The 26,447-nt window shown below is 61.1% G+C and carries 26 protein-coding genes; 14 read left to right on the top strand and 12 right to left on the bottom strand.

What is annotated here, in order from left to right:
• The first annotated feature begins 146 nt into the window (after positions 1 to 146).
• The 11 genes from hutI to JJN09_RS16620 all read left to right on the top strand — a co-directional run bounded on the left by hutI (position 147) and on the right by JJN09_RS16620 (position 13,548).
• Positions 147 to 1,352 (top strand): imidazolonepropionase, encoded by a 1,206-nt coding sequence (gene hutI / locus JJN09_RS16670; protein WP_249482693.1) that lies wholly within the window; start codon positions 147 to 149, stop codon positions 1,350 to 1,352.
• A gap of 10 nt (positions 1,353 to 1,362) precedes the next feature.
• Positions 1,363 to 2,166, top strand: coding sequence for an N-formylglutamate deformylase (hutG, locus tag JJN09_RS16665; protein ID WP_249482692.1), 804 nt, complete (start codon positions 1,363 to 1,365; stop codon positions 2,164 to 2,166).
• A gap of 271 nt (positions 2,167 to 2,437) precedes the next feature.
• Positions 2,438 to 3,385: a choline ABC transporter substrate-binding protein gene (locus JJN09_RS16660; protein WP_249482691.1), complete on the top strand. Its 948-nt coding sequence runs from the start codon at positions 2,438 to 2,440 to the stop codon at positions 3,383 to 3,385.
• Positions 3,385 to 4,290, top strand: a complete 906-nt coding sequence (locus JJN09_RS16655; RefSeq protein ID WP_302851891.1) for an alpha/beta hydrolase — start codon at positions 3,385 to 3,387, stop codon at positions 4,288 to 4,290. Before JJN09_RS16660 ends, JJN09_RS16655 begins: the two co-directional genes overlap by 1 nt.
• Before the next feature lie 103 nt (positions 4,291 to 4,393).
• The gene (pip, locus tag JJN09_RS16650) at positions 4,394 to 5,365 is read left to right on the top strand and encodes a prolyl aminopeptidase (RefSeq protein WP_096819940.1); all 972 of its coding nucleotides are present in this window, start codon (positions 4,394 to 4,396) and stop codon (positions 5,363 to 5,365) included.
• Complete coding sequence (gene dtd / locus JJN09_RS16645) at positions 5,362 to 5,799, top strand: D-aminoacyl-tRNA deacylase (protein ID WP_065260939.1); 438 nt, start codon at positions 5,362 to 5,364, stop codon at positions 5,797 to 5,799. The genes pip and dtd overlap by 4 nt, the downstream gene beginning before the upstream one ends.
• Positions 5,800 to 6,120: 321 nt before the next feature.
• Entirely contained in the window at positions 6,121 to 7,935 is a 1,815-nt protein-coding gene (locus tag JJN09_RS16640) for a glucan biosynthesis protein G (RefSeq protein ID WP_302851890.1), read from the top strand.
• Entirely contained in the window at positions 7,928 to 10,498 is a 2,571-nt protein-coding gene (mdoH, locus tag JJN09_RS16635; RefSeq protein WP_249482688.1) for a glucans biosynthesis glucosyltransferase MdoH, read from the top strand. The genes JJN09_RS16640 and mdoH overlap by 8 nt, the downstream gene beginning before the upstream one ends.
• 405 nt (positions 10,499 to 10,903) lie before the next feature.
• Positions 10,904 to 11,701: a transporter substrate-binding domain-containing protein gene (locus JJN09_RS16630; RefSeq protein ID WP_249482687.1), complete on the top strand. Its 798-nt coding sequence runs from the start codon at positions 10,904 to 10,906 to the stop codon at positions 11,699 to 11,701.
• A 160-nt stretch (positions 11,702 to 11,861) separates the two neighbouring features.
• Complete coding sequence (locus tag JJN09_RS16625) at positions 11,862 to 12,821, top strand: amino acid ABC transporter permease (protein ID WP_249482686.1); 960 nt, start codon at positions 11,862 to 11,864, stop codon at positions 12,819 to 12,821.
• A complete protein-coding gene (locus JJN09_RS16620) occupies positions 12,814 to 13,548 on the top strand; it encodes an amino acid ABC transporter ATP-binding protein (RefSeq protein WP_249482685.1) in 735 nt (244 codons plus the stop codon). Before JJN09_RS16625 ends, JJN09_RS16620 begins: the two co-directional genes overlap by 8 nt.
• A gap of 154 nt (positions 13,549 to 13,702) precedes the next feature.
• Here JJN09_RS16620 and JJN09_RS16615 read toward each other — a convergent pair whose 3' ends face one another.
• The 10 genes from JJN09_RS16615 to ubiE form a co-directional block, all read right to left on the bottom strand.
• The gene (locus JJN09_RS16615; RefSeq protein WP_249482684.1) at positions 13,703 to 15,619 is read right to left on the bottom strand and encodes a methyl-accepting chemotaxis protein; all 1,917 of its coding nucleotides are present in this window, start codon (positions 15,617 to 15,619) and stop codon (positions 13,703 to 13,705) included.
• A gap of 106 nt (positions 15,620 to 15,725) precedes the next feature.
• On the bottom strand, positions 15,726 to 16,433 hold the full coding sequence (locus tag JJN09_RS16610) for a 16S rRNA (uracil(1498)-N(3))-methyltransferase (RefSeq protein ID WP_249482683.1): 708 nt from the start codon (positions 16,431 to 16,433) through the stop codon (positions 15,726 to 15,728).
• Positions 16,430 to 17,236 carry a twin-arginine translocase subunit TatC gene (gene tatC, locus JJN09_RS16605; RefSeq protein WP_249490818.1) on the bottom strand — a complete coding sequence of 269 codons (807 nt, stop codon included), beginning with the start codon at positions 17,234 to 17,236 and terminating at the stop codon, positions 16,430 to 16,432. The genes JJN09_RS16610 and tatC overlap by 4 nt, the downstream gene beginning before the upstream one ends.
• Positions 17,215 to 17,682 carry a Sec-independent protein translocase protein TatB gene (gene tatB, locus JJN09_RS16600; protein WP_249482682.1) on the bottom strand — a complete coding sequence of 156 codons (468 nt, stop codon included), beginning with the start codon at positions 17,680 to 17,682 and terminating at the stop codon, positions 17,215 to 17,217. Before tatB ends, tatC begins: the two co-directional genes overlap by 22 nt.
• Before the next feature lie 10 nt (positions 17,683 to 17,692).
• Entirely contained in the window at positions 17,693 to 17,971 is a 279-nt protein-coding gene (locus JJN09_RS16595; RefSeq protein ID WP_249482681.1) for a twin-arginine translocase TatA/TatE family subunit, read from the bottom strand.
• 25 nt (positions 17,972 to 17,996) lie between these two features.
• Positions 17,997 to 18,329 (bottom strand): phosphoribosyl-ATP diphosphatase, encoded by a 333-nt coding sequence (locus JJN09_RS16590; RefSeq protein WP_007952422.1) that lies wholly within the window; start codon positions 18,327 to 18,329, stop codon positions 17,997 to 17,999.
• Positions 18,322 to 18,723, bottom strand: coding sequence for a phosphoribosyl-AMP cyclohydrolase (hisI, locus tag JJN09_RS16585; protein ID WP_025110285.1), 402 nt, complete (start codon positions 18,721 to 18,723; stop codon positions 18,322 to 18,324). The genes JJN09_RS16590 and hisI overlap by 8 nt, the downstream gene beginning before the upstream one ends.
• Before the next feature lie 80 nt (positions 18,724 to 18,803).
• Positions 18,804 to 20,408, bottom strand: coding sequence for a ubiquinone biosynthesis regulatory protein kinase UbiB (gene ubiB / locus JJN09_RS16580; RefSeq protein WP_249482680.1), 1,605 nt, complete (start codon positions 20,406 to 20,408; stop codon positions 18,804 to 18,806).
• The gene (locus JJN09_RS16575) at positions 20,405 to 21,028 is read right to left on the bottom strand and encodes an SCP2 domain-containing protein (protein ID WP_007952419.1); all 624 of its coding nucleotides are present in this window, start codon (positions 21,026 to 21,028) and stop codon (positions 20,405 to 20,407) included. Before JJN09_RS16575 ends, ubiB begins: the two co-directional genes overlap by 4 nt.
• Positions 21,028 to 21,798 (bottom strand): bifunctional demethylmenaquinone methyltransferase/2-methoxy-6-polyprenyl-1,4-benzoquinol methylase UbiE, encoded by a 771-nt coding sequence (gene ubiE, locus JJN09_RS16570; RefSeq protein WP_007952418.1) that lies wholly within the window; start codon positions 21,796 to 21,798, stop codon positions 21,028 to 21,030. Before ubiE ends, JJN09_RS16575 begins: the two co-directional genes overlap by 1 nt.
• A 165-nt stretch (positions 21,799 to 21,963) precedes the next feature.
• Between ubiE and JJN09_RS16565 the strand changes: the two genes are divergently transcribed.
• The 3 genes from JJN09_RS16565 (at position 21,964) to JJN09_RS16555 (ending at position 23,685) form a co-directional block, all read left to right on the top strand.
• Complete coding sequence (locus tag JJN09_RS16565; RefSeq protein WP_085711042.1) at positions 21,964 to 22,239, top strand: polyhydroxyalkanoic acid system family protein; 276 nt, start codon at positions 21,964 to 21,966, stop codon at positions 22,237 to 22,239.
• A gap of 161 nt (positions 22,240 to 22,400) precedes the next feature.
• A complete protein-coding gene (locus JJN09_RS16560) occupies positions 22,401 to 22,823 on the top strand; it encodes a phasin family protein (protein ID WP_085732557.1) in 423 nt (140 codons plus the stop codon).
• 10 nt (positions 22,824 to 22,833) lie between these two features.
• Entirely contained in the window at positions 22,834 to 23,685 is an 852-nt protein-coding gene (locus JJN09_RS16555) for a phasin family protein (RefSeq protein ID WP_249482679.1), read from the top strand.
• Between the two features lie 290 nt (positions 23,686 to 23,975).
• Here the strand turns inward: JJN09_RS16555 and JJN09_RS16550 are convergent, their stop codons facing one another.
• Positions 23,976 to 24,596: a TetR/AcrR family transcriptional regulator gene (locus JJN09_RS16550; RefSeq protein ID WP_249482678.1), complete on the bottom strand. Its 621-nt coding sequence runs from the start codon at positions 24,594 to 24,596 to the stop codon at positions 23,976 to 23,978.
• A gap of 30 nt (positions 24,597 to 24,626) precedes the next feature.
• Entirely contained in the window at positions 24,627 to 26,309 is a 1,683-nt protein-coding gene (gene phaC / locus JJN09_RS16545; protein ID WP_249482677.1) for a class II poly(R)-hydroxyalkanoic acid synthase, read from the bottom strand.
• Between the last annotated feature and the right edge of the window lie 138 nt (positions 26,310 to 26,447).

Raw genomic sequence — 26,447 nt, 5'->3', positions numbered from 1 at the left:
TTTTTAAGGCTTGAGTTCGACTCGATATTTCAGGTCGATGTACCTCGAAAGAACAACCCGGTCAGTCCCCTCTCCCTCCGGGAGAGGGCTAGGGTGAGGGGGCTTTTGAAGGCTGCCCACCAAACAGAATCCAACGGAGGCCAACAGTGAAAACCCTCTGGCAACACTGCCACGTCGCAACCATGGCGCAAGGCGTCTACTCGATCATCGAGGATGCGGCCATCGTGACGTCCGGTGCACACATCGAGTGGATCGGCCCGCGCACTCAATTGCCGTCCGGCGAATATCCTGCGGTCAACGATCTGCAAGGCGCGTGGGTCACCCCCGGCCTGATCGACTGCCACACCCACACCGTGTTCGGCGGCAATCGCAGTGGTGAGTTCGAGAAACGCCTGCAAGGCGTCAGCTATGCCGAAATCGCTGCGGCCGGCGGCGGCATCGCCAGCACCGTGCGCGCCACGCGCGAAGCGTCGGAAGACGAACTGTTCGCCAGCGCCGCCAAACGCCTGAAAAGCCTGATGCGCGACGGCGTGACCACGGTCGAAATGAAGTCCGGCTACGGCCTCGATCTGGCCAGCGAGCGCAAGATCCTGCGGGTCATCCGTCGCCTCGCCGACGAGCTGCCGATCAGCGTGCGCAGCACCTGCCTGGCCGCCCACGCATTGCCGCCGGAATACAAGGATCGCGCTGACGACTACATCGATCACATCTGCGCCGAGATGCTGCCAGCGCTGGCCGCCGAAGGCCTGGTGGATGCGGTGGATGCGTTCTGCGAATACCTGGCGTTTTCGCCGGAGCAGGTCGAGCGGGTATTCATCGTCGCGCAAAAACTCGGTCTGCCGGTGAAGCTGCACGCCGAACAACTGTCGTCGCTGCACGGCTCCAGTCTGGCCGCGCGGTATCACGCGTTGTCCGCCGACCATCTGGAGTTCATGGATGAAGACGACGCCATCGCCATGGCCGAATCCGACACCGTCGCGGTGTTGTTGCCGGGCGCGTTCTACTTCCTGCGTGAAACCCAGTTGCCGCCGATGGAAGCCCTGCGCAAACACAAAGTGAAAATCGCCATCGCCAGTGACCTCAACCCCGGCACCTCGCCGGCGCTGTCGTTGCGCCTGATGCTGAACATGGCCTGCACCTGCTTCCGCATGACCCCGGAAGAAGCCTTGGCCGGCGCAACCATTCATGCGGCGCAAGCCTTGGGCATGGCCGATACCCACGGTTCGCTGGAAGTCGGCAAGGTCGCGGATTTCGTCGCCTGGCACATCGACCGGCCGGCGGACCTGGCGTACTGGCTGGGCGGTGAACTGGACAAACGCGTCGTGCGTCACGGCGTTGAATCAAGTCTGTAGGAGAGCGGTTGTGGATAAGGTTCTGAACTTCAAACAAGGTCGCGTGCCGTTGCTGATCAGCATGCCCCACGCGGGTGTGCGCCTGACTCCGGTGGTCGAGGCCGGATTGATCCCGGACGCGAAAAGCCTGCCGGACACCGACTGGCATATTCCGCAGCTCTACGATTTCGCCGCCGAGCTGGGTGCCAGCACGCTGGCGGCCGAGTACTCGCGGTTCGTCATCGACCTGAACCGGCCGTCCGACGACAAACCGTTGTACGCCGGCGCCACCACCGGGCTGTACCCGGCGACGCTGTTCGATGGCATCCCGTTGTTCAAGGACGGCAAGGAACCGTCGAAAGAAGAACGTGCGACGTACCTGGAACAGATCTGGACGCCGTACCACCGCACCTTGCAGGAAGAACTGGCGCGGCTGAAGGCCGAGTTTGGTTACGCGTTGCTGTTCGATGCGCACTCGATTCGCTCAGTGATTCCGCACCTGTTCGACGGCAAACTGCCGGACTTCAACCTCGGCACCTTCAACGGCGCCAGTTGCGATCCGCAGTTGGCCACGCAGCTGGAAGCGATCTGCGCACGCCACGGCGATTACAGCCATGTGCTGAACGGACGCTTCAAGGGCGGCCACATCACCCGTCACTACGGCAACCCGGCCGAGAACATCCACGCCGTGCAACTGGAGCTGGGCCAGTGCACCTACATGGAAGAGTTCGAACCGTTCCGCTACCGCGCCGATCTGGCGGAGCCGACGCGGGTGGTGCTCAAGGAGTTGCTGCAGGGGCTGCTTGCCTGGGGCAAAAACCACTACAAGTCCTGAAGGAACACCTGGATCCCTGTGGGAGCGAGCTTGCTCGCGATGGCGTCGTGTCAGTCGACATCAATAGTGACTGAACCACCGTCATCGCGAGCAAGCTCGCTCCCACAGTTTTTGGGGGACCACAGGTTTTGTGCGCAGCCTGGGTCGCCCCTGTGCAAATCCCGGTCGCCACAGGTCGCTTTTCCGTCTCGCCTGCTGCGTAATGTTTCGGCCACGGTGCAAGAAGACACCGATCCGAACAATAACCCGCTGCCGCACGAGACGATCCCACATGAAAAAACTGTTCACTCGTTGTGCGTTAATCCTCACCGGCAGCGCGCTGCTCAGCGCCGGCGCCATGGCTTCCGACGATGCTTCCTGCAAGGCCGTGCGCATGGGCGTGGTCAACTGGACCGACGTGATCGCCACCAGCGGCATGGCCGACGTGCTGCTCAACGGCCTCGGCTACGAAAGCAAACAGACCAGCGCCGTGCAGCAAATCATCTTTGCCGGCATCCGCGACAAGCGCCTCGATATCTTCCTCGGCTACTGGAAACCGGCGATGGACAAGAACATCGCGCCGTTCCTCGCCGCCAATCAAGTCAAAGTGATGGACAAGCCAAGCCTGGCCGACGCTCAGGCGACCCTCGCGGTGCCGGACTACGTCGCGGCGGCAGGGCTGAAAACCTTCGGCGACATTGCAAAATTCAAGGATCAGCTCGGCGGCAAGATTTACGGCATCGAGCCCGGCAGCGGCGCCAACACCACGATCAAGACCATGATCGAAACCAATCATTTCGGCTTGAAGGATTTCAAGATCATCGAATCCGGTGAGGCCGGCATGCTCGCCGCCGTGCAGCGGGCGGTGAACCGCAAGGAATTCGTGGTGTTCGTCGGCTGGACCCCGCACCCGATGAACATCAACATGAAAATCACCTACCTGACTGGCAGCGACGACGTCTACGGTCCGAACGAAGGCGCCGCCACCGTTTCCACCGTCACCGCGCCGGACTACGCCGAGCGCTGCCCCAACGTCCATCGGCTGCTGGAAAACCTGACCTTCACCGCCGCTCAGGAAAGTCAGCTGATGGTGCCGATCATGGAGCGCAAGACACCTCAGGAAGTGGCGAAGAACTGGCTGCGTGAGCATCCGGAAGATTTGCAGCGCTGGCTGGCAGGTGTCAGCAGTTTCGATGGCAAGGATGGCGTGGCCACGGTTCAGGCCAGTCTGAAAAATTGATGGGTACTTATCCACTGTCGCCGGCGATGGCAGCGTTTGTCGCCAGAACCGAAAGCTTCGCCAGCGATGACAGCAGCTTCGCCGGATTGCGCCGGAGCTATGACGACATGTGCCGGGCGTTCACTCCGCCGCGCCCGGCAGGGCTTGAGGTAGAGGACTTTCGATTGGGCGCGGTGCCGGTCCGCGACTATCGCCCACCCGTGGCGTTACCGCCCTGTGTGGTGTACCTGCACGGCGGTGGCTGGGTGGTGGGTGGATTGGATTCCCACGACTTCATCTGCTGCGAACTGGCCATGGCGCTCGGGGCGATGGTGGTAGCGGTGGATTATCGGCTGGCGCCGGAGCATCCGTTCCCGGCGGGTTTCGACGATTGCCTGAGTGTCTGGCGTGCTCTGCGCAGCGGGTCGTTCGGCTTCGACTCCGAGCGGATGCTGGTGGCCGGCGACAGCGCTGGCGGCAATCTCGCCGCCGCGTTGTGCCTGGCCTTGCGTGATGCCGGCGAGCCATTACCCAAGGCCCAAGTGCTGATCTATCCCGGACTGGGCGGTGACGAACATCTGCCGTCACGCAGCGAATGCGCCGATGCGCCGTTACTGAGCAGCAGCGATGTGGACTGTTATCACGCGTTGTACCTGCGCGGTACACCACAACCGAATGCCTGGGCCATGCCGTTGCTCGCTGATGATTTCAGCGGATTGCCCCCGGCCTGGATCGCCGTGGCGCAGTTCGATCCGTTGCGCGACGACGGTGTGCGCTACGCCGAACGACTGTCCGCCGCCGGGGGCGAGGCCACGCTGTATTACGGTGAAGGGCTGGTTCACGGCTGCCTGCGGGCGCGGCACCAGGTCGCCGAAGTCGATCGCCTCTACGAAAACCTGCTGGGGTTCATGGCTGACAAAATGTGACAGCGCACGGGCATGCTCATTGACGTAAATCGGGTTTATGATGCCGGACGGCAGAATAATAGAAGTCCCCCCAGGGATGACCTCGACCCTTACGGAGCGCGCAATGCAGACTTTGTTTCCGCAGATCAAACCTCACGCACGGCACGATCTGGCCGTCGACGACACCCATACGCTGTACGTCGACGAAAGCGGTTCACCGGAAGGTTTGCCGGTGGTGTTCATTCACGGTGGTCCCGGTGCCGGGTGCGATGCCCAGAGCCGTCGCTACTTCGATCCGAACCTGTATCGCATTGTCACCTTCGACCAGCGCGGTTGCGGTCGCTCCACCCCCCACGCCAGCCTGGAAAACAACACTACCTGGGATCTGGTCGAAGACCTCGAGCGCATCCGCAAACACCTGGGCATCGAGAAATGGGTGCTGTTCGGCGGCTCCTGGGGTTCGACCCTGGCGCTGGCTTATGCGCAGACTCACCCTGAGCGCGTGCATGGTCTGATCCTGCGTGGGATCTTTCTCTGCCGCCCGCAGGAAATCGAATGGTTCTACCAGGCCGGTGCCAGCCGTCTGTTCCCCGATTACTGGCAGGACTACATCGCGCCGATCCCGCTGGACGAACGCGACGACTTGCTCAGCGCTTTCCACAAACGCCTGACCGGCAACGATCAGATCGCCCAGATGCACGCGGCCAAAGCCTGGTCGACCTGGGAAGGGCGCACCGCGACCCTGCGCCCGAACCCGCTGGTGGTCGACCGTTTCTCCGAGCCGCAGCGCGCTTTGTCGATTGCGCGGATCGAGTGCCACTACTTCACCAACAACGCTTTTCTTGAGCCGAACCAGTTGATTCGCGACATGGGCAAGATCGCCCACCTGCCGGGCGTGATCATCCACGGTCGCTACGACGTGATTTGCCCGCTCGACAATGCCTGGGAACTGCATCAGGCCTGGCCGAACAGCGAGTTGCAGGTGATCCGCGACGCCGGGCACGCCGCCTCTGAACCGGGCATCACCGATGCGCTGGTGCGTGCCGCCAGCAACATGGCCCGGCGCCTGCTTGACCTGCCGCCCGAAGAAGCATGAAGGGGCTTTTGCAGCGCGTGAAAGGCGCGCGGGTCGAAGTGGCGGGAGAGGTGGTCGGCAGCGTCGATCAAGGTTTGCTGGTGCTGGTGGCGGTCGAACCCGACGACACGCAGGCCAGCGCCGACAAACTTCTGCATAAGCTGCTTAACTATCGAGTGTTCAGTGACGCCGAAGGCAAGATGAACCTGTCTTTGGCGGATGTGGGCGGCGGGTTGCTGCTGGTCTCTCAGTTCACCCTGGCTGCCGACACCAAAAGCGGGTTGCGCCCGAGTTTCTCGACCGCTGCCCCTCCGGCCCTGGGCGAGGAATTGTTCGACTATCTATTAAGCAAAGCGAAACAGATGCATGGCACTGTGGCATCAGGTAGATTCGGCGCGGATATGCAGGTGCACCTGGTCAACGATGGCCCGGTAACCTTCCTGTTACAGACATGAAAGCGCTTGAAACATCTTTTTAAGGGCTTTTCGACTGAAAACAGGGAATTTTCGCGATAAATACTTTGTTACCCCTGATGCGTTGTCACGCGGGCTACTAGATAATCGCGCGCTACGGGGATCAGCGTTCGTTGGTCCATTTTGACTTAGGTAGAGACTTGTCCGGATCCGATTGGGGAATCATTTTGACCCAGCGGAGTCGGAACAATGCTCGCCAACTTGGCAAGAGTGCCCTGCAAGGTCGGTTTTTTTGTACCGTATCCCTCACAGGCACTTCATCTGGCCGTTGGTTTATTGATCTGTTTTCGGCGAGGGTTGCTCGTGATTGTTAGTCCCTGTAATGCAGCAAAATTGTCTGCCAAACGCTTGCGCAGCGCTCTGGTAGCGGGCTCGGCACTTCTGTGCCTGCTCAGCGCCGGCCAGCTTTGGGCATTCAATCTTGACGATGTGTCGGCCAAGGCTAAAGAGCTGGCCGGGCAGAAGTTCGAAGCCCCGCGCAGCAACCTGCCGAACGAATTCCGTGACATGAAATTCGCGGACTATCAAAAGATTCGTTTCCGCACCGAAAAAGCCGAATGGGCCGACCAGAAGAACCCGTTCAAGCTGTCCTTCTATCATCAGGGCATGCACTTCGATACGCCGGTGAAAATCAACGAAATCACCGCGAACACCGTCGAAGAGATCAAATACGATCCGAGCCGTTTCGATTTCGGCGATCTGCAGTTCGATCCGAAGGCCACCGAACAACTGGGCTATGCCGGTTTCCGTGTGCTGTACCCGATCAACAAGGCTGACAAGCAAGACGAAATCATGACCATGCTGGGCGCGAGCTATTTCCGTGTCGTCGGCAAGGGTCACACTTACGGTCTGTCGGCCCGTGGCTTGGCGATCGATACCGCTTTGCCGTCCGGCGAAGAATTCCCGCGTTTTCGCGAGTTCTGGATTCAGCAGCCGAAGCCGGGTGACAAGCACCTGGTGATCTTCGCCCTGCTGGATTCGCCGCGCGCCACTGGCGCCTACCGTCTGATTCTGCGCCCGGGCAGCGACACCATCGTCGACGTCAAAGGCCAGATGTACCTGCGTGACAAGGTTGGCAAGCTCGGCGTCGCGCCGCTGACCAGCATGTTCCTGTTCGGCGCCAACCAGCCGTCGAAAGTGCTCAACTACCGTCGCGAACTGCACGACTCCAGCGGTCTGTCGATCCATGCCGGCAACGGCGAGTGGATCTGGCGTCCACTGAACAACCCTAAACATTTGGCAGTCAGCCAGTTCAGCGTCGAAAACCCGCGTGGTTTCGGTCTGCTGCAACGTGGCCGTGACTTCAGCCACTACGAAGATCTCGACGACCGCTACGACAAGCGTCCAAGCGCCTGGATCGAGCCGAAGGGCGACTGGGGCAAAGGCACCGTCGACTTGGTCGAGATCCCGACCGCCGACGAAACCAACGACAACATCGTTGCGTTCTGGAACCCGGAAAAACTGCCGGAGCCAGGCCAGCCGCTGGACTTCGCCTACCGCATGCACTGGACCATGGACGAAGCGGCGATTCACGCGCCGGACAGCGCCTGGGTCAAGCAGACTCTGCGTTCGACCGGTGACGTCAAGCAATCGAACCTGATCCGTCAGCCGGATGGCAGCGTTGCCTACCTGGTTGACTTCGAAGGTCCGTCCCTGGCTGCCCTGGCCCCGGATGCGGACGTTCGCAGCCAGGTCAGCGTCGGCGACAACGCCGAAGTAGTCGAGAACAGCGTGCGCTACAACCCTGAAACCAAGGGCTGGCGCCTGACCCTGCGGATGAAGATCAAGGACGCGAGCAAGTCGACCGAGATGCGTGCCGCACTGGTACAGAACATCGTCCCGGCCGATCTGGCCAAGACCTCGCTGCCGGCTTCCAACTCCTCGGTTGCCAAGGCCGACAAGGTCGCCGCCAAGCAACAAGAGAAAGCCGACAAGGAAGCCAAGGCCGCCGAAGCCAAACAGGCCGACGCCAAGCCAGCGGCAGACGCCAAGGACAAGGCCAACAAAGACGCCAAGCAGCCAGCGGCTGCGGACGCGGCCCCAGCCACACCGGAATCGGCATCGACTGAAGAAGTCCTGACCGAGACCTGGAGCTATCAGTTGCCTGCCGATGAGTAACTCTCAAGTACAGCCAGAGACTCTGTCCGAGTACCTGGCGCATCTGCCGATGACCGACGAGCAGCGCGCGGAACTCGCGGGCTGCCAGTCCTTCAGCGAATTGCATGAACGCCTGTCGTCCTCGACGTTCGACGCTCCGACCGAAGCCGCCCAGGCTTCGGTGGGCAAGCGCCTGACCCTGAGCACCGCCGAAGAGCTGGAAGACGCGGAAATGCTAGGCGTGGACGCCAGCGGTCGAGTTCGTCTCAAGGCCACACCGCCGATTCGTCGGACCAAGGTCGTGCCGGAGCCGTGGCGCACCAATATTCTGGTGCGTGGCTGGCGCCGCCTGACTGGCCGGACCAATCCGCCGCAACCGCCAAAAGACGAAAACGTGCTGCCTGCTGCGCGCTGGCGCACCGTTGGTTCGATCCGTCGCTACATTTTGCTGATCCTGATGCTCGGTCAGACCATCGTTGCCGGCTGGTACATGAAAGGCATCATGCCGTACCAAGGCTGGTCGTTCGTCGATCTGGAAGAAGTCCTGCATCAACCGCTGCTGCAAACTGCCACGCAAGTGCTGCCGTATGCGCTGCAAACCAGCATCCTGATCATGTTCGGGATTCTGTTCTGCTGGGTATCGGCCGGTTTCTGGACCGCGCTGATGGGCTTTCTCGAATTGCTCACTGGTCACGATAAGTACCGGATCTCCGGCAAAAGCGCCGGCAACGAGCCGATTCCGAAAGATGCGCGTACCGCACTGGTAATGCCGATCTGCAACGAAGATGTGCCTCGGGTGTTCGCCGGTCTGCGCGCGACGTTCGAGTCGGTGGCGGCCACGGGTGACCTGGATCGCTTCGACTTCTTCGTGCTCAGCGACAGTAACGACACCGATATCTGCGTCGCCGAGCAACAGGCCTGGCTGGACGTCTGCCGTGAAGCCAAGGGCTTCGGCAAGATCTTCTATCGCCGTCGTCGTCGTCGCGTCAAACGCAAGAGTGGCAACCTCGACGACTTCTGCCGTCGCTGGGGCGCTGACTACAAGTACATGGTCGTGCTCGACGCCGACTCGGTGATGAGCGGCGAGTGCCTGACCAGTCTGGTGCGCCTGATGGAGGCCACGCCGGACGCCGGTATCATCCAGACCGCGCCGCGTGCCTCGGGCATGGACACGCTGTATGCACGCATGCAGCAGTTCGCCACTCGCGTTTACGGTCCGCTGTTTACTGCCGGCCTGCACTTCTGGCAGCTGGGTGAATCCCACTACTGGGGTCACAACGCGATCATCCGCATGAAGCCGTTCATCGACCACTGCGCCCTGGCGCCGTTGCCGGGCAAAGGTGCGTTCTCCGGTGCGATCCTCTCTCACGACTTCGTTGAAGCTGCGCTGATGCGCCGTGCCGGCTGGGGCGTGTGGATTGCCTACGATCTGCCGGGCAGCTACGAAGAACTGCCGCCGAACCTGCTCGACGAACTCAAGCGTGACCGTCGCTGGTGCCACGGCAACCTGATGAACTTCCGCCTGTTCCTGGTAAAAGGCATGCACCCGGTGCACCGTGCGGTGTTCCTGACCGGCGTGATGTCTTACCTGTCGGCGCCGTTGTGGTTCTTCTTCCTGGTGCTATCGACCGCGCTGCTGGCGGTCAACACGCTGATGGAACCGCAGTATTTCATGGAGCCCCGTCAGCTCTATCCGCTGTGGCCGCAATGGCATCCGGATAAAGCGGTCGCACTGTTCTCGACGACCATCGTGCTGCTGTTCCTGCCGAAGCTGTTGAGCATCATCCTGATCTGGGCCAAGGGCGCGAAAGAGTTCGGCGGCAAGTTCAAAGTGACCCTGTCGATGCTGCTGGAGATGCTGTTCTCCATGCTGCTGGCACCGGTGCGGATGATATTCCACACCCGTTTCGTCCTCGCCGCGTTCCTCGGCTGGGCCGCGACCTGGAACTCGCCGCAGCGTGACGACGACTCCACGCCATGGAGCGAAGCGGTCAAGCGCCACGGCCCGCAGACCCTGCTGGGCTTCTTCTGGGCGCTGCTGGTGATCTGGCTGAACCCGAGCTTCCTGTGGTGGCTGGTGCCGATTGTCGGTTCGCTGATGCTGTCGATTCCGGTATCGGTAATTTCCAGCCGTGTGGGCCTGGGCCTCAAATCCCGTGACGAGAGCCTGTTCCTCATCCCCGAGGAATACAATCCGCCACAGGCGCTGCTGGCTACCGATCAGTACACCCACGAAAACCGCTGGCACGCGCTGAACGACGGCTTCGTCCGCGCCGTGGTCGATCCGCAGCAGAACGCCCTGGCGTGCTCGCTGGCGACCTCGCGTCACGGTGAGGCCGAGCCGATCGAGTGGCTGCGTCAGGAGCGTGTGCGTCACGCGATCAAGGTCGGCCCGGCCGGGTTGAACAACCATGATCGTCTGCAACTGCTGAGCGACCCGGTGGCCCTGGCCCGTCTGCACGAGCAGGTGTGGGCCGAAGGTCACGCCGAGTGGCTGGACGCGTGGCGGGCATCGGTGAAAGCTGATCCGCATGCGCCGCTGTTACCGCTCAAGCCTTTGAGCTTGCAGGCGCAGCCGGCCTGATGAAGAAACCCCGCTTAGATAGCGGGGTTTTTTTTGCCTGCTGAAAAGCCCCTCATCGGAACGCCGCCCGCCTAACCCTCTCCCAAAGGGAGAGGGAACTGATTGGGGGATGCTTCAGAGGTACGCCGACCTGATCTTGCTCTGTTGAATCCATAATCGACTCGACATTTCAGGTCGATGTATAGCGCAAGACACCTCGGTCGGCCCCCTCTCCCTACGGGCGGTCCGACGTTTCGGGAGGGCTGGGGTGAGGGGTGGCCCTTGAATGTTAAACAAATCCCCCATTAAACCTTGTGCAAAAAATCGAGTGCGTTAGCATCCGTCCCCGAATTGGCGCACCCGGACAATCTTGTCCACCTCTGTCGGTTTTCGCGCCGCAAACGCAATGGTTTTGGGGACTTGAAGATGAAGAAGTATCTGTCGATGCTGCTGGTCGGCGTCACGGCACTGGTTGCAGTCAATGCGGCGCAGGCCGGGGCAATCGATGACGCGGTCAAGCGCGGCACCTTGAAAGTCGGGATGGACCCGACCTACATGCCGTTCGAAATGACCAACAAGCGCGGCGAGATCATCGGTTTCGAAGTCGACATCCTCAAAGCCATGTCCAAGGCCATGGGCGTCAAGCTGGAGCTGGTTTCGACCGGTTACGACGGCATCATCCCGGCGCTGATGACCGACAAGTTCGACATGATCGGCAGCGGCATGACCCTGACCCAGGAACGCAACCTGCGCCTGAACTTCAGCGAACCGTTCATCGTGGTCGGCCAGACCCTGCTGATCCGCAAGGAGCTGGAAGGCACCATCAAGTCCTATAAAGACCTGAACACCGCCGACTACCGCATCACCTCCAAGCTCGGCACCACCGGCGAAATGGTCGCCAAGAAGCTGATCGCCAAGGCCAAATACCATGGCTACGACAACGAGCAGGAAGCCGTGCTCGACGTGGTCAACGGCAAGGCCGACGCCTTCATCTACGACGCCCCGTACAACGTCGTTGCAGTGAACAAGGTCGGCGCCGGCAAGCTGGTGTTCCTCGACAAGCCGTTCACCTACGAGCCGCTGGCCTTCGGCTTGAAGAAGGGTGATTACGACAGCATCAACTTCATCAACAACTTCCTGCGCCAGATCCACGAAGACGGCACCTACGATCGCATCCATGACAAGTGGTTCAAGAGCACCGAGTGGCTCAAGGACATGGAATAAGCGCAGGTCAGACTGACCTCGTAGCTCCAATCGCGGGCAAGCCCGCTCCCACAGGTTTGGTGTGAGCACAGAATATGTGCCCGCTTGAAATTCTGTGGGAGCGGGCTTGCCCGCGATGAGGCCCTTCCAGGCGACACAGAATCCGGAACCTGCAAATCCAATGAAACAGAAAAAAGCCCAATGGCCCTGGCACGTCCTGACTGTGCTGGTGCTGATCGGCCTGGCCGGCGCGCTGTATTACGCCACGTCGCTGATGTCCTACGAATGGCGCTGGAACCGCGTGCCGCAGTACTTCGCCTATCAGGCCGAGGAAACCCAGCGCGCCACCGACATTTCCACCGTCAGCGAACTGGTGCGCAAGGGCGGCAGCGCGCAAGTCACCCTGCGCAACGATGCCGGTGACGAGCAGCACCTGACCGTCGACGAAAACAGCCTGCAATTCGCCCAGGGCGATGATGTGGCCGAGGGTGACGTCGTAGGTGTTACCCGACATTGGGCGGCGGGTCCGCTGCTGTGGGGTCTGTGGACGACGCTTTGGCTGTCGGTGGTCTCCGGCGTGCTTGGGCTGTTGATCGGTCTGGCGACCGGGCTGTGCCGGCTGTCGAGCAACCCGACCCTGCGCGACCTGTCGACGATCTATGTCGAACTGGTGCGCGGTACGCCGCTGCTGGTGCAGATCTTCATTTTCTACTTCTTTATCGGCACGGTGATGAACCTGTCCCGGGAGTTCGCCGGGATCGCTGCGCTGTCGCTGTTTACCGGCGCCTATGTGGCGGAAATCATCCGTTCCGGCGTGCAGTCGATTGCCCGTGGGCAGAATGAAGCGGCGCGTTCACTCGGTCTGAGCGCTGGCCAGTCGATGCGTCATGTGGTGCTGCCGCAAGCCTTGAAGCGTGTGCTGCCACCGCTGGCGGGGCAGTTCATCAGTCTGGTGAAAGACACCTCGCTGGTGTCGGTGATCGCCATCACCGAGCTGCTGAAAAGCGGCCGTGAAGTCATCACTACCTCGTTTTCGCCGTTCGAAATCCTGTTCTGCGTTGCCGGCCTGTACCTGTTGATCAACCTGCCGCTGTCGAAAATCGCCAGCCGGCTTGAGCGGAGGCTCGCGCAAAGTGATTGAAGTCCGCGATCTGGTAAAAGTTTTCGACACCCGTGGGCAAGTGGTCCGGGCTGTGGATAACGTCACCACTTCCGTCGCCAAGGGCGAGGTGCTGGTGGTGATCGGTCCGTCCGGTTCCGGCAAGTCGACCTTCCTGCGTTGCCTCAATGGTCTTGAGGAATTCGATTCCGGCTCGGTGAGCATCGACGGCCTGCAACTGGCCGACCCGAAAACCGACGTCAATGCCTACCGCCGCGAAGTCGGCATGGTGTTCCAGCATTTCAATCTGTTCCCGCACATGACCGTGCTGGAGAACCTGTGCCTGGCGCAGAAAGTCGTGCGCAAGCGCGGCCAGAAGGAAAGCGAGGCCAAAGCCCTGGCGTTGCTGGAAAAGGTTGGTATTGCACAAAAGGCCCGCGAATACCCTTCACGTCTGTCCGGCGGTCAGCAACAGCGTGTGGCGATTGCCCGGGCGCTGGCGATGGACCCGAAGGTCATGCTGTTCGATGAGCCGACCTCGGCCCTCGACCCGGAAATGGTCGGTGAAGTGCTGGACGTGATGAAGAACCTGGCCGTGGAAGGCATGACCATGGTCTGCGTGACTCACGAAATGGGCTTTGCCCGGGAAGTGGCGGATCGAGTGCTGTTCTTCGATCACGGCAAACTGCTGGAAGACGCCTCGCCGGCCGAGTTCTTCGAAGCACCGAAGGATCCTCGGGCCCAGGCTTTCCTGCGTCAGGTTCTGTAACTGCAGCGTTCTCTCGGACGCCATCGCTGGCAAGCCAGCTCCCACAGTGAACGGGTTGAACACAACTTTTGTGATCAACACAAATTCTGTGGGAGCTGGCTTGCCAGCGATAGCATCACCTCGGTTCACAGCGAACCGAGGCCGATGCATCCACTCAAACCTTGAAGCGTCCCACCAACGTTTGCAGGTGAGTGCCCAGGCGCGCCAGCTCGACGCTGGAAGCCGCCGTCTCTTCACTCGCCGCCGACGTCTGATCCGATACATCCCGCACGTTCAGCACGCTACGGTTGATCTCTTCGGCCACGGCACTTTGCTGCTCGGCGGCTGCAGCGATCTGCTGGTTCATCGCCTGAATCGCCGACACGGTACGCGTGATGTTTTCCAGCGAACCACCGGCACGGCGGGTCAGCTCCACGCTGCTCTGGGTCAGCGTGCGGCTGTTGTCCATGATCGTCGCCACTTGCTGGGTGCCGTTCTGCAGGCCAACGATCAGCTCTTCGATTTCTTCGGTGGACTTTTGGGTGCGTTGCGCGAGGCTGCGCACTTCGTCAGCAACCACCGCGAAACCACGTCCGGCTTCACCGGCGCGCGCCGCTTCGATGGCGGCGTTGAGGGCCAGCAGGTTGGTTTGCTGGGCCACGGATTTGATCACGTCGAGCACGCTGCCGATCTTGTCGCTTTCGCGCTTGAGCTCGCCCATGGCTTCGGTGGAGTGGCCGACTTCAGTGGCCAGGCGTTCGATCTGGGCGATGGCTTCGCCGACCACTTTGTCGCCTTCGCGGGCCTGTTGGTCAGCGGCGACGGCCGCTTCCGAAGCTTCCTCGGCGTTGCGCGCGACTTCCTGCACGGTGGCGGCCATTTCGTTCATGGCGGTGGCGACCTGATCGGTCTCGATTTTCTGATTGTTCACGCCGGCGCTGGTCTGCTCGGTCACGGCCGACAGTTCTTCGGCGGCGCTGGCGATCTGGGTGACGCCGTCGCTGATGCCGCCGATCAATTCGCGAAGGCCTTGAGTCATGCTCTGCATCGAACGTTGTAACTGGCCGAGTTCGTCGCGGCGCTGGGAGATCAGGTTGTGGGTCAGGTCACCGGCGGCCACGCGCTCGGCAACTTTCAGGGTCTGTTCCAGCGGGATGATGATCTGCCGGGTGATCGCCCAGGCGGCCAGCAGGCCGAAGGCCACGGCCAGCAGAGTGGCGATCAGCAGCTGGTTCTTGGCGCTGGCGGCATCGGTGTCACGGACGATGGTCTGGGAGTCGGTGAGTTTCTTGCTGAGGTCCATCAACAGGTCGCCCTGGGTCGACATGCGGGTCAGCGCCTTGGCGCTGGCAACCTGCGAATCGCGGAACAGGCTGACGGCGGCGCGATAGGCTTTCAGCGACTCGGTGGCCTGTTGCAGGTTGGCGATGTGCTGTTCCGGCAGTTTGGCCGGCAGGGTCTCGAGGTTTTTCAGGGCGTTGTCGATGGCGTCGAGGGCCGGTTGTTCAGCCTCGGCCTTGGCGCTGTAGGTGTAGCCGCGCACCTGGAAGCGGGCCTGCTGGATTAGTTTGCTGAGGTCGATCACCGCGTTGAACTGCGCAACGCTGTCGCCCTGCAACAAGGATTTTTCGACTTCGGCGACCTTGGCCACGGCATTGTCGGCGGTGGCGCCGAGTTTGCTGCGGGCGTCTTCGCGCAGGGCGGTGGCCTGGGTCATGTCAGCGAAGGCGCGTTTGTATTCGGCCACGGCGGCCAGTTGCTGATCGACCATCGCTGCGTCGGCCGGTTGTTCGATCTCTTTGCGGGCGGTTTGCAGACCGCTGTCGAGCTTGCCGAGCAGGTCGTTGACTGCGCCCGGGCCTTGTTCGCCACGGCGCATCTCGTAGTCCAGACGCGCCAGGCGCAGGTCCTTGGTCAGCTCGTTGAGGCTGGAGATGAAACCGAGTTTGTCACCGCGGCTGATGATGCCGCTCATGCCGGTCCAGCCGGTGAAGGTGATCAACAGGGTCAGCAACAGCACCAGGCCGAAACCGATGCCCAGCTTGCGTTTGACGCTGACGTTTCCCAGATTCTCGGCTAACCAACGGTACATGCGACGACTCCCCTCGGACCACTAATTGGACTTATGGAGACTGTATCGGCTGGATGATGGCAATCTGTAACGCAATTTGTCTGGCGCCGAATGGCGCCAGAGCGGTTCAGAACAGGCGGGCGAGCAGGGCAGTGACGGCGGTTTCGACGCGCAGGATGCGATCACCGAGTTGCACCGGTTGCAGGCCGGATTTGCCCAGCAGGTCGATTTCGTAGGGAATCCAGCCACCCTCGGGGCCGATGGCCAGGGTCACCGGTTCGTTCAGGGCGCGCGGGCAGGGCGGGAAGTTGCCCGGATGGCCGACCAGGCCGAGGGTGCCGTCGGTGATGGCCGGCAGGCGATCTTCGACGAACGGCTTGAAGCGCTTCTCGATGATGATTTCCGGCAGCACGGTATCGCGGGCCTGTTCGAGGCCGAGGATCAAATTCTCGCGAATCGCTTCCGGTTCAAGAAACGGCGTTTGCCAGAAGCTCTTCTCGACGCGATAGCTGTTGACCAGAATCACCTTCGGCACGCCCATGGTCGCCACGGTCTGGAATACCCGTCGCAGCATCTTCGGGCGTGGCAGGGCGAGTACCAGGGTCAGCGGCAGTTTGGCCGGCGGTGGCTGATCGAGGGTGACCCGCAGTTCGGCTTCGCCCGCTTCCAGGCGCAGCAGCTCGGCTGAACCCATCAACCCGCCGATGCGCCCGACCCGCAGGCTGTCCCCGACTTCCGAACGGTGGACTTCCTGCATGTGGGTCAAGCGCCGATCACGCAGCACGACGCGGTCGGCCGCTATGAAATCGGCCTCTTCGAGCAACAGCAGGTTCATGGCTGCGTCGCTGGCGGCTGGTCGTTATGGTCGTCGACAGTTTCGTCCGGGCGCTCGCGCTTGCTGACCAGGCTGCCGAACAGGATGCCGATTTCAAACAGCATCCACATCGGCACGGCCAGCAGGGTCTGGGAGAAGATGTCCGGCGGGGTCAGGATCATGCCGACCACGAAGCAGCCGATGATCACGTACGGGCGGATCTTCTTCAGGTATTTGACATCGACCACGCCGATCCACACCAGCAGCACCACGGCCACCGGGATTTCGAACGCCACGCCAAAGGCAAAGAACAGCGTCATCACGAAGTCGAGGTAACTGGTGATGTCGGTCATCATTTCCACGCCGGCCGGGGTGGCCGAGGCGAAGAACTTGAAGATCAGCGGGAACACGAAGTAATACGCGAATGCCATGCCGGTGTAGAACAGCAGGATGCTGGAGATCAGCAACGGTACTGCGACACGCTTCTCGTGCTTGTACAGGCCTGGCGCGATGAAGCCCCAGATCTGGTGCAGGATCACCGGGATCGCCAGGAACAGCGACACCATCATCGTCAGCTTCAGCGGCGTCAGGAACGGCGACGACACGTCGGTGGCGATCATCGTCGCGCCGGCCGGCAAGTAACTGCGCAGCGGCGTCGAGACGAAGGTGTAGATCTGCTGGGTAAAGGAGAACAGCCCGGCGAAGATGATGAAGATCGCCGCGACGCAACGCAGCAGGCGGGTGCGCAACTCGGTGAGGTGCGAAACCAGCGGCATGTGCTGGTCGTTTTCGGGGAGATCGCTCATGGGGCTCGCGGCGGCAATGTTGGGTCGTGAGGGGCCGGCGTGGTTGGCGCGGCGGCTGGAGCAACGGGTTCAATCGGCTTCATCACCGGTGCAGTTTCGGCGGCCGCAGCAGAGACATGCCCGACGTTAGCTGTCGGTGCATGAATCGTTTGCTCTGCCACAGGCTGCGTTGGCGTCTGCTCTGCGACTGGCTGCACTGGCGTCGGCTCCTGCTGAACCGGTGGCGTGAAAATCTTCCGCGCCTCCTGCTCCAGCGACAGAATGTGTTCGTTGTGCAGTTGCCGACGGATTTCGTCGGCACCGATTTCACGTTCAACTTCCTGTTTGATCGCGTTGAAGCTGCGCTTCAGTCGCCCGACCCACAGGCCAGCGGTGCGCGCAGCGCCCGGCAAACGTTCGGGGCCCAGCACCAGCAGGGCAACGAGGCCGACGAGCAGCAGTTCAGAGAAGCTGATACCAAACATTAGTCAGTGCTCACACGTCTTTGCGGATCGGCTCTTCGACTTTCTGCGCCTGCACGTCGATGGTGTGCGGCGGGTTGGCCTGAGCGGTGGCTTGCGGCTGTACCGATGGCACCGGTTGCGCAGGCGTGACGGTCGGATCGGCCGGTTTTTCGTCGTCGTTCATGGCTTTACGGAAGCCCTTGATCGATTCGCCGACGTCGGTGCCGAGGTTTTTCAGTTTCTTTGTACCGAACACCAGTACCACGACAACCAGAATGACGATCCAGTGTTTCCAGTCAAAAATGCCCATGTTGCTGTTCCTCTCTAATAGTTGTTCAGGCGGACGGACGCGAGGCTTTCTCGACGTGTCCGGACAGGCCGAAACGGCGATCCAGTTCATCCAGCACTGCCTGCGGATGCTGCCCCAGTTGGGCGAGCATGACCATGCTGTGGAACCACAGGTCGGCAGTCTCGTAGATCACATCGCTGCAGTCGCCACTGACGGCGGCGTCCTTGGCGGCAATGATCGTTTCGACCGACTCTTCGCCGACCTTTTCCAGAATCTTGTTCAAGCCCTTGTGATACAGACTAGCCACATACGAACTGTCGGCAGCAGCGCCCTTGCGCTCTTCAAGCACCTGAGCGAGGCGGGTCAGGGTGTCACTCATGTTTGTGTCCTGCGGAGTAGATTGCGTGCGGGTCTTTCAAGACCGGGTCGACCGTTTTCCAGTCGCCGTTTTCGAAGACGCGGTAGAAGCAGCTCTGACGGCCAGTATGGCAAGCGATGTCGCCAATCTGTTCGACCATCAGGATGATCACGTCGGCGTCGCAGTCCAGACGCATTTCATGCAAGGTCTGCACATGGCCGGACTCTTCGCCCTTGCGCCACAGCTTGCCACGGGAACGTGACCAGTAGATGGCACGGTTTTCGGATGCGGTCAGCTCCAGGGCTTCGCGGTTCATCCAGGCCATCATCAGCACGCGTCCGGTCTTGTGATCCTGGGCAATCGCCGGCACCAGGCCATCGGCGTCCCACTTGATCTCGTCCAGCCAGTTTTTCATCTTCGACTCCGACAGCGAACCCACACTTCAATAGTCGGGTTCAGGCGTTGAAACAGTGTGCCAGCCGATCGCGGAACTGGCTATCGGCGAACGACCAGATACAAGCCGACTGCCACCATGATTCCGGCGGGCCAATGCCCCAGTTCATTCAGCGGGCCACCGGCGGCGAGGATTGTGCCGCCCGCCAGATGGGCACTGCCAAGCAGGCGCAGGAACCAGTCGTCCTTGCGTTTGTGCCATGGCGGTGGTGGGTCGTTGGCGTGGGGCTGGGACATGCGTTCGAGCAGGTCGCGGGCCATGTTGGCCAGGTGCGGCAGCTGTTCGAACTGGCTCTGGACGTTGCCGATCAAGGCTTTCGGGCTGACGCGTTCGCGCATCCAGCGTTCGAGGAACGGCTGCGCGGTGTTCCACAGATCCAGGTCGGGGTACAGCTGACGGCCCAGGCCTTCGATGTTCAGCAAGGTCTTTTGCAGCAAAACGAGTTGCGGCTGCACTTCCATGTTGAAGCGGCGCGCGGTCTGGAACAGGCGCATCAGCACCTGGCCAAATGAAATATCTTTTAACGGTTTTTCGAAGATCGGTTCGCACACGGTACGGATCGCCGCTTCGAATTCGTTGAGCTTGGTTTCCGCCGGCACCCAGCCCGAATCGATGTGCAATTGCGCCACGCGGCGGTAGTCGCGCTTGAAGAAGGCGAACAGGTTGCGCGCCAGATAATCCTGGTCTTCCGGGGTCAGGCTGCCGACGATGCCGCAGTCGATCGCAATGTACTGCGGGCTCCACGGGTTGACGGTGCTGACGAAGATGTTGCCCGGGTGCATGTCGGCGTGGAAGAAGCTGTCGCGGAACACCTGGGTGAAGAAGATCTCCACGCCGCGTTCGGCGAGCATTTTCATGTCGGTGCGTTGGTCGGCGAGGGTCGCCAGGTCCGTCACCTGAATCCCGTAGATGCGCTCCATCACCAGCACTTTCGGCCGGCACCAGTCCCAATAGACTTGCGGCACGTAGAGCAGCGGCGAGCCTTCGAAGTTGCGCTTCAACTGGCTGGCGTTGGCCGCCTCGCGCAACAGGTCGAGTTCGTCGTAGATGGTTTTTTCGTAGTCGCTGACCACTTCCACCGGGTGCAGCAGGCGGGCGTCGGCGGAGACCTTTTCGGCCGCGCGGGCGAGGATGAACAGCCACGCCAGATCCTGCGCGATGATCGGTTTCAGGCCCGGGCGGATCACCTTGACCACCACTTCTTCGCCGGTCTTCAACTGCGCGGCATGCACCTGCGCGACCGAGGCCGAGGCCAGCGGTTCGACGTCGAAGCGGCTGAACACCTCGCTGATCTTCTTGCCCAGCTGTTCTTCGATCAGCTTGACCGACAGCTGCGAATCGAACGGCGGCACGCGGTCCTGCAACCGCATCAGCTCATCGGCGATGTCTTCCGGCAGCAGGTCGCGGCGGGTCGAGAGAATCTGCCCGAACTTGATGAAGATCGGCCCCAAGTCCTGCAACGCCAGGCGCAGGCGTGCGCCACGGCTCAGGTCCAGCGGCTTGCGCGGGAACCAGCGCCATGGCAAGGCGTAGCGCAGCGCCAGCAGGAACCACGGCAAGGGCAGGTCGAACAGCAGGTCATCGAGGCGGTAGCGGATCACGACGCGCTGGATGCGCAACAGACGGCGGACGGCGAGCAGCTTCATGCGTTATCGCTTGGGTCGAGGGATCGGGAAAGGCGCTCGAAGCGCGCCTCGAGACGTTCCAGATCGAGTTTGATCCGGTCCAGTTCGCTGAAACGGGCTTCGGCTTCGCGCTGCCCGACGAGGGTGCGCGATTCTTCAGCCAGGTATTCGGCGAGGTTCTGGTTGAGGCTGGCAAATCCTTGTTGATACCAGCGAGCGCGGCTGCGCAGGTGACCGCCGACCAGTTGCGTGGCGACAGGTCCCAGCCAGCGCGAGAGTTCGTACTCCCAGTCCAGCTCGAGATCCTGCAGCACGCCCGCCAGTTCCAGCAGCACGCCGCTGTCGCCGTCGAGTTCGACTTCCGGTGCGTGCAGCACCGCGGTCTTGTCCTTGCTCAGGGCCAGTTTCACCAGGCTCGACGCCGGGGCGCGCAGGGTGCAGTCGACGCCGGTTTCCCAGTGGGACGCCAGCATCAGGCCTTCGTCACTCGGCAGGATGAACAGTTGCAGCGCCGGGCTGCGGCAATCCACGGCAATCACCTTGCCGGTCAGATGCGCCAGTCGCGGCAGCGCCGTGCTGTCGAGACGCAGCACGCGGTTCAGGCCGAGTTCGACGCTGGCGAGCAGCCCGGTCAGCAGCATCAGGGTTTGATGCCGCGGTGCAGGGCGACGATGCCTGCGGTCATGTTGTGATAGGTCACGCGGTCGAAACCGGCGTCGACCATCATCGACTTCAGGGTTTCCTGATTCGGGTGCATGCGGATCGATTCGGCCAGGTAACGATAGCTTTCCGAGTCGTTGGTGATCAGCTTGCCCATCAGCGGCATGAAGGCGAACGAGTAGGCGTCGTAGGCCTTGGACATCAGCGCGTTGGTCGGCTTGGAGAACTCCAGCACCAGCAGGCGACCACCGGGCTTGAGTACGCGCAGCATCGAGCGCAGGGCGTCTTCCTTGTGCGTCACGTTGCGCAGGCCGAAGGCGATGGTCACGCAGTCGAAATGGTTGTCCGGAAACGGCAGTTTTTCAGCGTCGGCCTGGACGAACTCGACGTTGCCCGACACGCCGACATCCAGCAGGCGGTCACGACCGACCTTGAGCATGGATTCGTTGATGTCGGCCAGTACCACCTGACCGGTCGGGCCGACCAGGTGCGAGAATTTTTTGGTCAGGTCGCCGGTGCCGCCGGCGATGTCCAGCACGCGGTTGCCTGCGCGCACGCCCGACAGTTCGATCGCGAAACGCTTCCACAGACGGTGCATGCCGCCCGACAGAAGGTCGTTCATCAGGTCGTACTTGGCGGCTACGGAGTGGAACACCTCAGCGACTTTTTCCGCTTTCTGGCTTTCCGGAACGTTTTTGAAGCCGAAGTGAGTGGTGGGTTCGGCATCGCTGCCTTTGCGCTGATCAGTCATATCGCTGTCACCAAAAGAGAATGCGCGACATTCTAATCCCCAAGCCATGCTTTGTCTTGGAATGGCTAAAGGTAAGATGGGCAACCTTCGGGACGATTTGCCGCAGTGGCGGTCAAGATTCGTTGCAGGCATTCATAGCCCCATTCAAAAAGCAGGAGTCATTCAATGGCCCATATCAGTGTTGAGCGTGCCCACAGCCTGGGCAAGGAAGTTGCCCGCGAGAAAGCCGACAAGCTGGCGCAGAAACTGTCCGATCAGTATGGCCTGGAGCCGCAGTGGGCGGGCGACACCCTGAACCTCAAGCGTTCGGGTGTGAAGGGCGCGGTGCACGTGGCCGAGGATTCGATTCGCGTTGACGTGGAACTGGGCCTGATGATGTCGGCCATGAGCGGCATGATCAAAGCCGAGATCGAGAAGGCGCTGGACAAGGCGCTGGTCTGAACAGAACAGAGGGGGAGCTTCGGGCTCCCCTTTTTCTTTGTGGTGCACCTGCCTTATATGTCAGTTGTTAGGGTGCCGTTTCTAATTTTTCTCCCTACTTTGTGCCTGAGCCCGACACACGTCCGGGCAGTTCCTCAAACCTTCTGCGCGTGAGGTGCACCATGGCCAAAGTTATTTTGAAGAAAAAAATCGACGCCTCGACTTCTGCTCTGAGCGACGTCAAATCCTATGCCCGCAAGATCTGGCTGGCAGGCCTGGGTGCCTACACCAAGGTCGGTCAGGAGGGCAGCGAGTACTTTCAGGAGTTGATCAAGGCTGGTCAAACTGTTGAAAAGAAAGGCAAAAAAGCCGTCACCGAAAAACTCGAAGCGGCCAACGCCGAGATCGATGAAGCCAAGCACGAAGTCAGCTCTTTCAAAGGCCGCGTCGAAGTTCAGCTCGACAAGGTCGAGAAGGCGTTCGACACGCGTGTCGCCAGTGCCTTGAATCGTATCGGCATTCCGTCTAAACATGACGTTGAGGCACTCTCTGCTAAGCTCGATGAGCTGACGGCATTGCTCGAACGCGTCGCGCGTAAATCTTAAGGAGAACGGGATGGCTGGTAAAAAGAACACCGATAAAGAAGGCAGCTCGTGGATCGGGAAAGTCGAAGACTACTCCCGCAAGATCTGGCTGGCTGGTTTAGGCGTGTACTCGAAGATCGACACTGACGGCAGCAAGCTCTTCGATACATTGGTCAAAGACGGCGAGAAAGCCGAGAAGCTCACCAAGGCTGCAGTCGGCAAGACAGTCGATGCTGCCAAGGACTCTGCAAGCTCGGCCAAGTCGCGCATCAGCGGCGTGAAAGATCGCGCGCTGGGCACGTGGGATCAACTGGAAGGGGCTTTCGACAAGCGCCTGAACAGTGCGATTTCGCGCCTGGGCGTACCGAGCCGCAACGAGGTGAAGGATCTGCACAAGAAGGTCGATACCCTGACCAAGCAGATCGAAAAGCTCACCGGCCTGAAAACCCAACCTGTGGCGGCCAAAACCGCAGCGGCAAAACCGGCGGCAAAACCTGCTGCCAAGCCATTGGCCAAGGCCACCGCTAAACCTGCAGCGAAAGCCGCCGCCAAGCCAGCGGCCAAAACCGCAGCCGCCAAGCCAGCAGCGAAAGCCGCGGCCAAACCGGTTGCCGCCAAGGCCGCCGCCAAACCTGCTGCAAAACCAGCGGCCAAGCCAGCAGCGAAAACCGCTGCCGCCAAACCCGCTGCCAAGCCTGCCGCCAAACCGGCTGCGGCGAAAAAACCTGCTGTGAAAAAACCGGCCGCGCCGAAAGCCGCTGCGCCGAAACCGGTAGCAGTACCGGCTGCACTGGCAAGCACGTCGAACTCCGCCTCGGCTCCAACTCCGGCGCCAGCTTCGACTGTTGCATCGACTCCGTCGACGCCAACCAGCCAGTCCTGATTTTCAGGGCTCAAGAAAACGCCCGGCCTGTGAAGGTCGGGCGTTTTTGTATGTCTGATCCAAGAGCCCCCTCACCCTAGCCCTCCCGAAACGTCGGACCGCCCCGAGGGAGAGGGAACTGACCGAGGTGTCTCGCGTTATACATCGACCTGAAAAAAACAGTCGATTATGGATTCAACACAGCACTTTCACGTCGGCGTAATTCCCGAGCATCCCACGGTCAGTCCCCTCTCCCTCCGGGCGGTCCGACGTTTCGGGAGGGCTAGGGTGAGGGCAGCGATCTACCTGACTCACTCGTGATCTTCGAGATATTGCAAAGCCATCCTCTCCGTAGCCACCTTCACCGGCGGCAACAGATGCGGCGCCACCAACATCATGATCTGATAAACCACCAGCCTCACTTCCCCTTCACGATCAAGAATCCGCTGATAGTCCAGCGAAAACAACAACGTCATGGTGATCTGCTCCACCAGTTGCCCCAACGCCTGGGTATCACTGACCAACTGCCCCGACGCCTTCAACCGTGCCAGTAATGACGCCAGGGTGCGCTTCAGGACGTTGAGAAAGTTTCGAATACCCTTGGCCAGTTTCGGCAGCCGTCCGGCCAGGTTCGACAGGTCCTGGAACAGGAACCGGTACTGCGCCAGCCGCTCGACGATCAGGTGCAGGAACAGCCAGTAATCCTCCGGCGCCAACTCGGCATCGGCAGGCGGGTCGAGCAGCGGCGCCAGTTCGTTCTGGAAGCGCTCGAACAGCCCGAGGATCAGCGGCTCCTTGCCGTGAAAGTGGTAGTAGAGGTTGCCGGGGCTGATCCCCATTTCATTGGCAACCTCCATGGTGGAGACGTTCGGCTCGCCCTTTTCGTTGAACAACTGCAGGGCACATTCGAGGATCCGTTCGCTTGTTTTCATCCAGTCTTCTTAAAGGGCGGTTGGGGCCGGTCAGCGCACGCGCACGTAAGTGCCGGGCGCCGCCTCCATCGGTGGATAGTTCGCGTTGCCAAGGGCCATCTGGGTTTCGCGCAGGGTGCCGGAGCGCTGCTGAACCCATTCCAGCCACTGCGGCCACCAGCTGCCGTCGACTTTTTTCGCGTCGTAATACCAGGCGCGCGGGTCGCTGCTCATCTTGCCGTTTTCGACGAAGTTGGCCTTGGGATTATTTGGTGGGTTGAGAATGCTCTGCACGTGGCCGCTGTTGGACAGCACGAAACGCCGCTCGCCACCCAGCAGCAGGGTCGAGCGATACACCGCGTCCCACGGCGTGATGTGGTCGTTCATGCCGGCCACACTGAAACTGTCGACCGTGACTTTCTGCAGGTCGATCGGCGTGCCGCAGACTTCCAGGCCGCCCGAATGAATCAGCGGGTTGTGCTTGAAGAAGTCCAGCAGATCGCCATGAAACGCGGCGGGCAGACGGGTGCTGTCGTTGTTCCAGTAGAGGATGTCGAACGCCGGCGGCTCCTTGCCCAGCAGGTAGTTGTTGACGAAGTAGCTCCAGATCAGATCGTTGGGACGCATCCAGGCGAACACCTTGGCCATGTCGCGACCGTCCAGCACGCCTTTCTGATAGGAACGGCGCTTGGCCGCTTCGAGGGTCTGTTCGTCGGCGAACAGTGTCGCCGGAGAGTCGATCTGGCTGTCCAGCAGGCTCACCAGATAAGTCGCGCTGGAGATTCGGCGCAACTGCCGTTTGGCCTGCAAATGTCCCTGCAACGCGGCGATGGTCAGCCCGCCGGCGCAGGCGCCCATCAGGTTGACCTCGCGGGCGCCGGTGATCGCCCGGCAGATGTTCATGGCCTCTTCCACGGCTTCGACGTAGGTCGACAGGCCCCATTCGCGGTGACGCACGTCCGGGTTGCGCCAACTGATCATGAAGGTCTGCAAGCCGTTCTTCAGGGCGTACTGGACGAAGCTGTTGTTCGGGCTCAGATCGAAAATGTAGTACTTGTTGATTTGCGGCGGCACCACCAGCAGCGGTTTCGAATACTGCTTTTCGCTCATCGGCTTGTACTGGATCAGCTCGAGCATTTCGTTGCGAAACACCACCGAGCCGGTGGTGGTGGCGACGGTCTTGCCGACTTCGAACGCCTGCTTGGTCACCTGGCGCGGCAGGCCATCGTTGTGCAGCAAGTCATCGAACAGATGGCTCAAACCACGCACCAGACTGTGGCCGCCGGAGTTGAACAACTCCTTGATTGCCAGCGGATTGAGCAGCGTGTTGGAGGGCGCCACGGCGTCGTTGATCAGGGAAAAAGCGAAGTGCGCGCGGGCGCGATCGTCATCGCTCATGCTGCTGTCGTCGATCCAGTGCTTGACCTGTTTCTGCCAGCTCAGATAAGCCTGCAGGCTCCGTCGATAGAACGGGTTGAGGCTCCAGGCTGGGTCGGCGAAGCGGCTGTCATTGGGGTTGGTCGGGTGCAGGGTTTCGCCGAGCAGCACGCGTCCGAGCGCGCCACCGAGTTTCAACGCGTGCCTCGCGCTGTGAATCGGGTTGCGCAGGCCATGGGCGGCTACGCTGCGCAACGTCGAAATCAGGTCGCGGCCTCGCAGGCCGGTCATTGCACTTTGTGCATTGATGAAAACGGCGGGACTGGGCACTACGCCCGTCGCGGGTTTGTCGCGCATGACTCAACACTCCTTCGTCTTCAGGCCAAAAACAAACACACCGAACCAGAACACCATAGACGCTGTTGTGGGTTGTTGCCTGCGCGGCGTCCTGCCACGCATGTTCAAAGAGCTCTGCAAGGAGCTGTCCAGAAAACC

It is taken from the genome of Pseudomonas sp. HS6, from assembly GCF_023375815.1.
GTDB lineage: Bacteria > Pseudomonadota > Gammaproteobacteria > Pseudomonadales > Pseudomonadaceae > Aquipseudomonas.
Note: the sequence above shows the minus strand (reverse complement) of the source record. Positions and strands in the feature narration are given on the sequence as shown.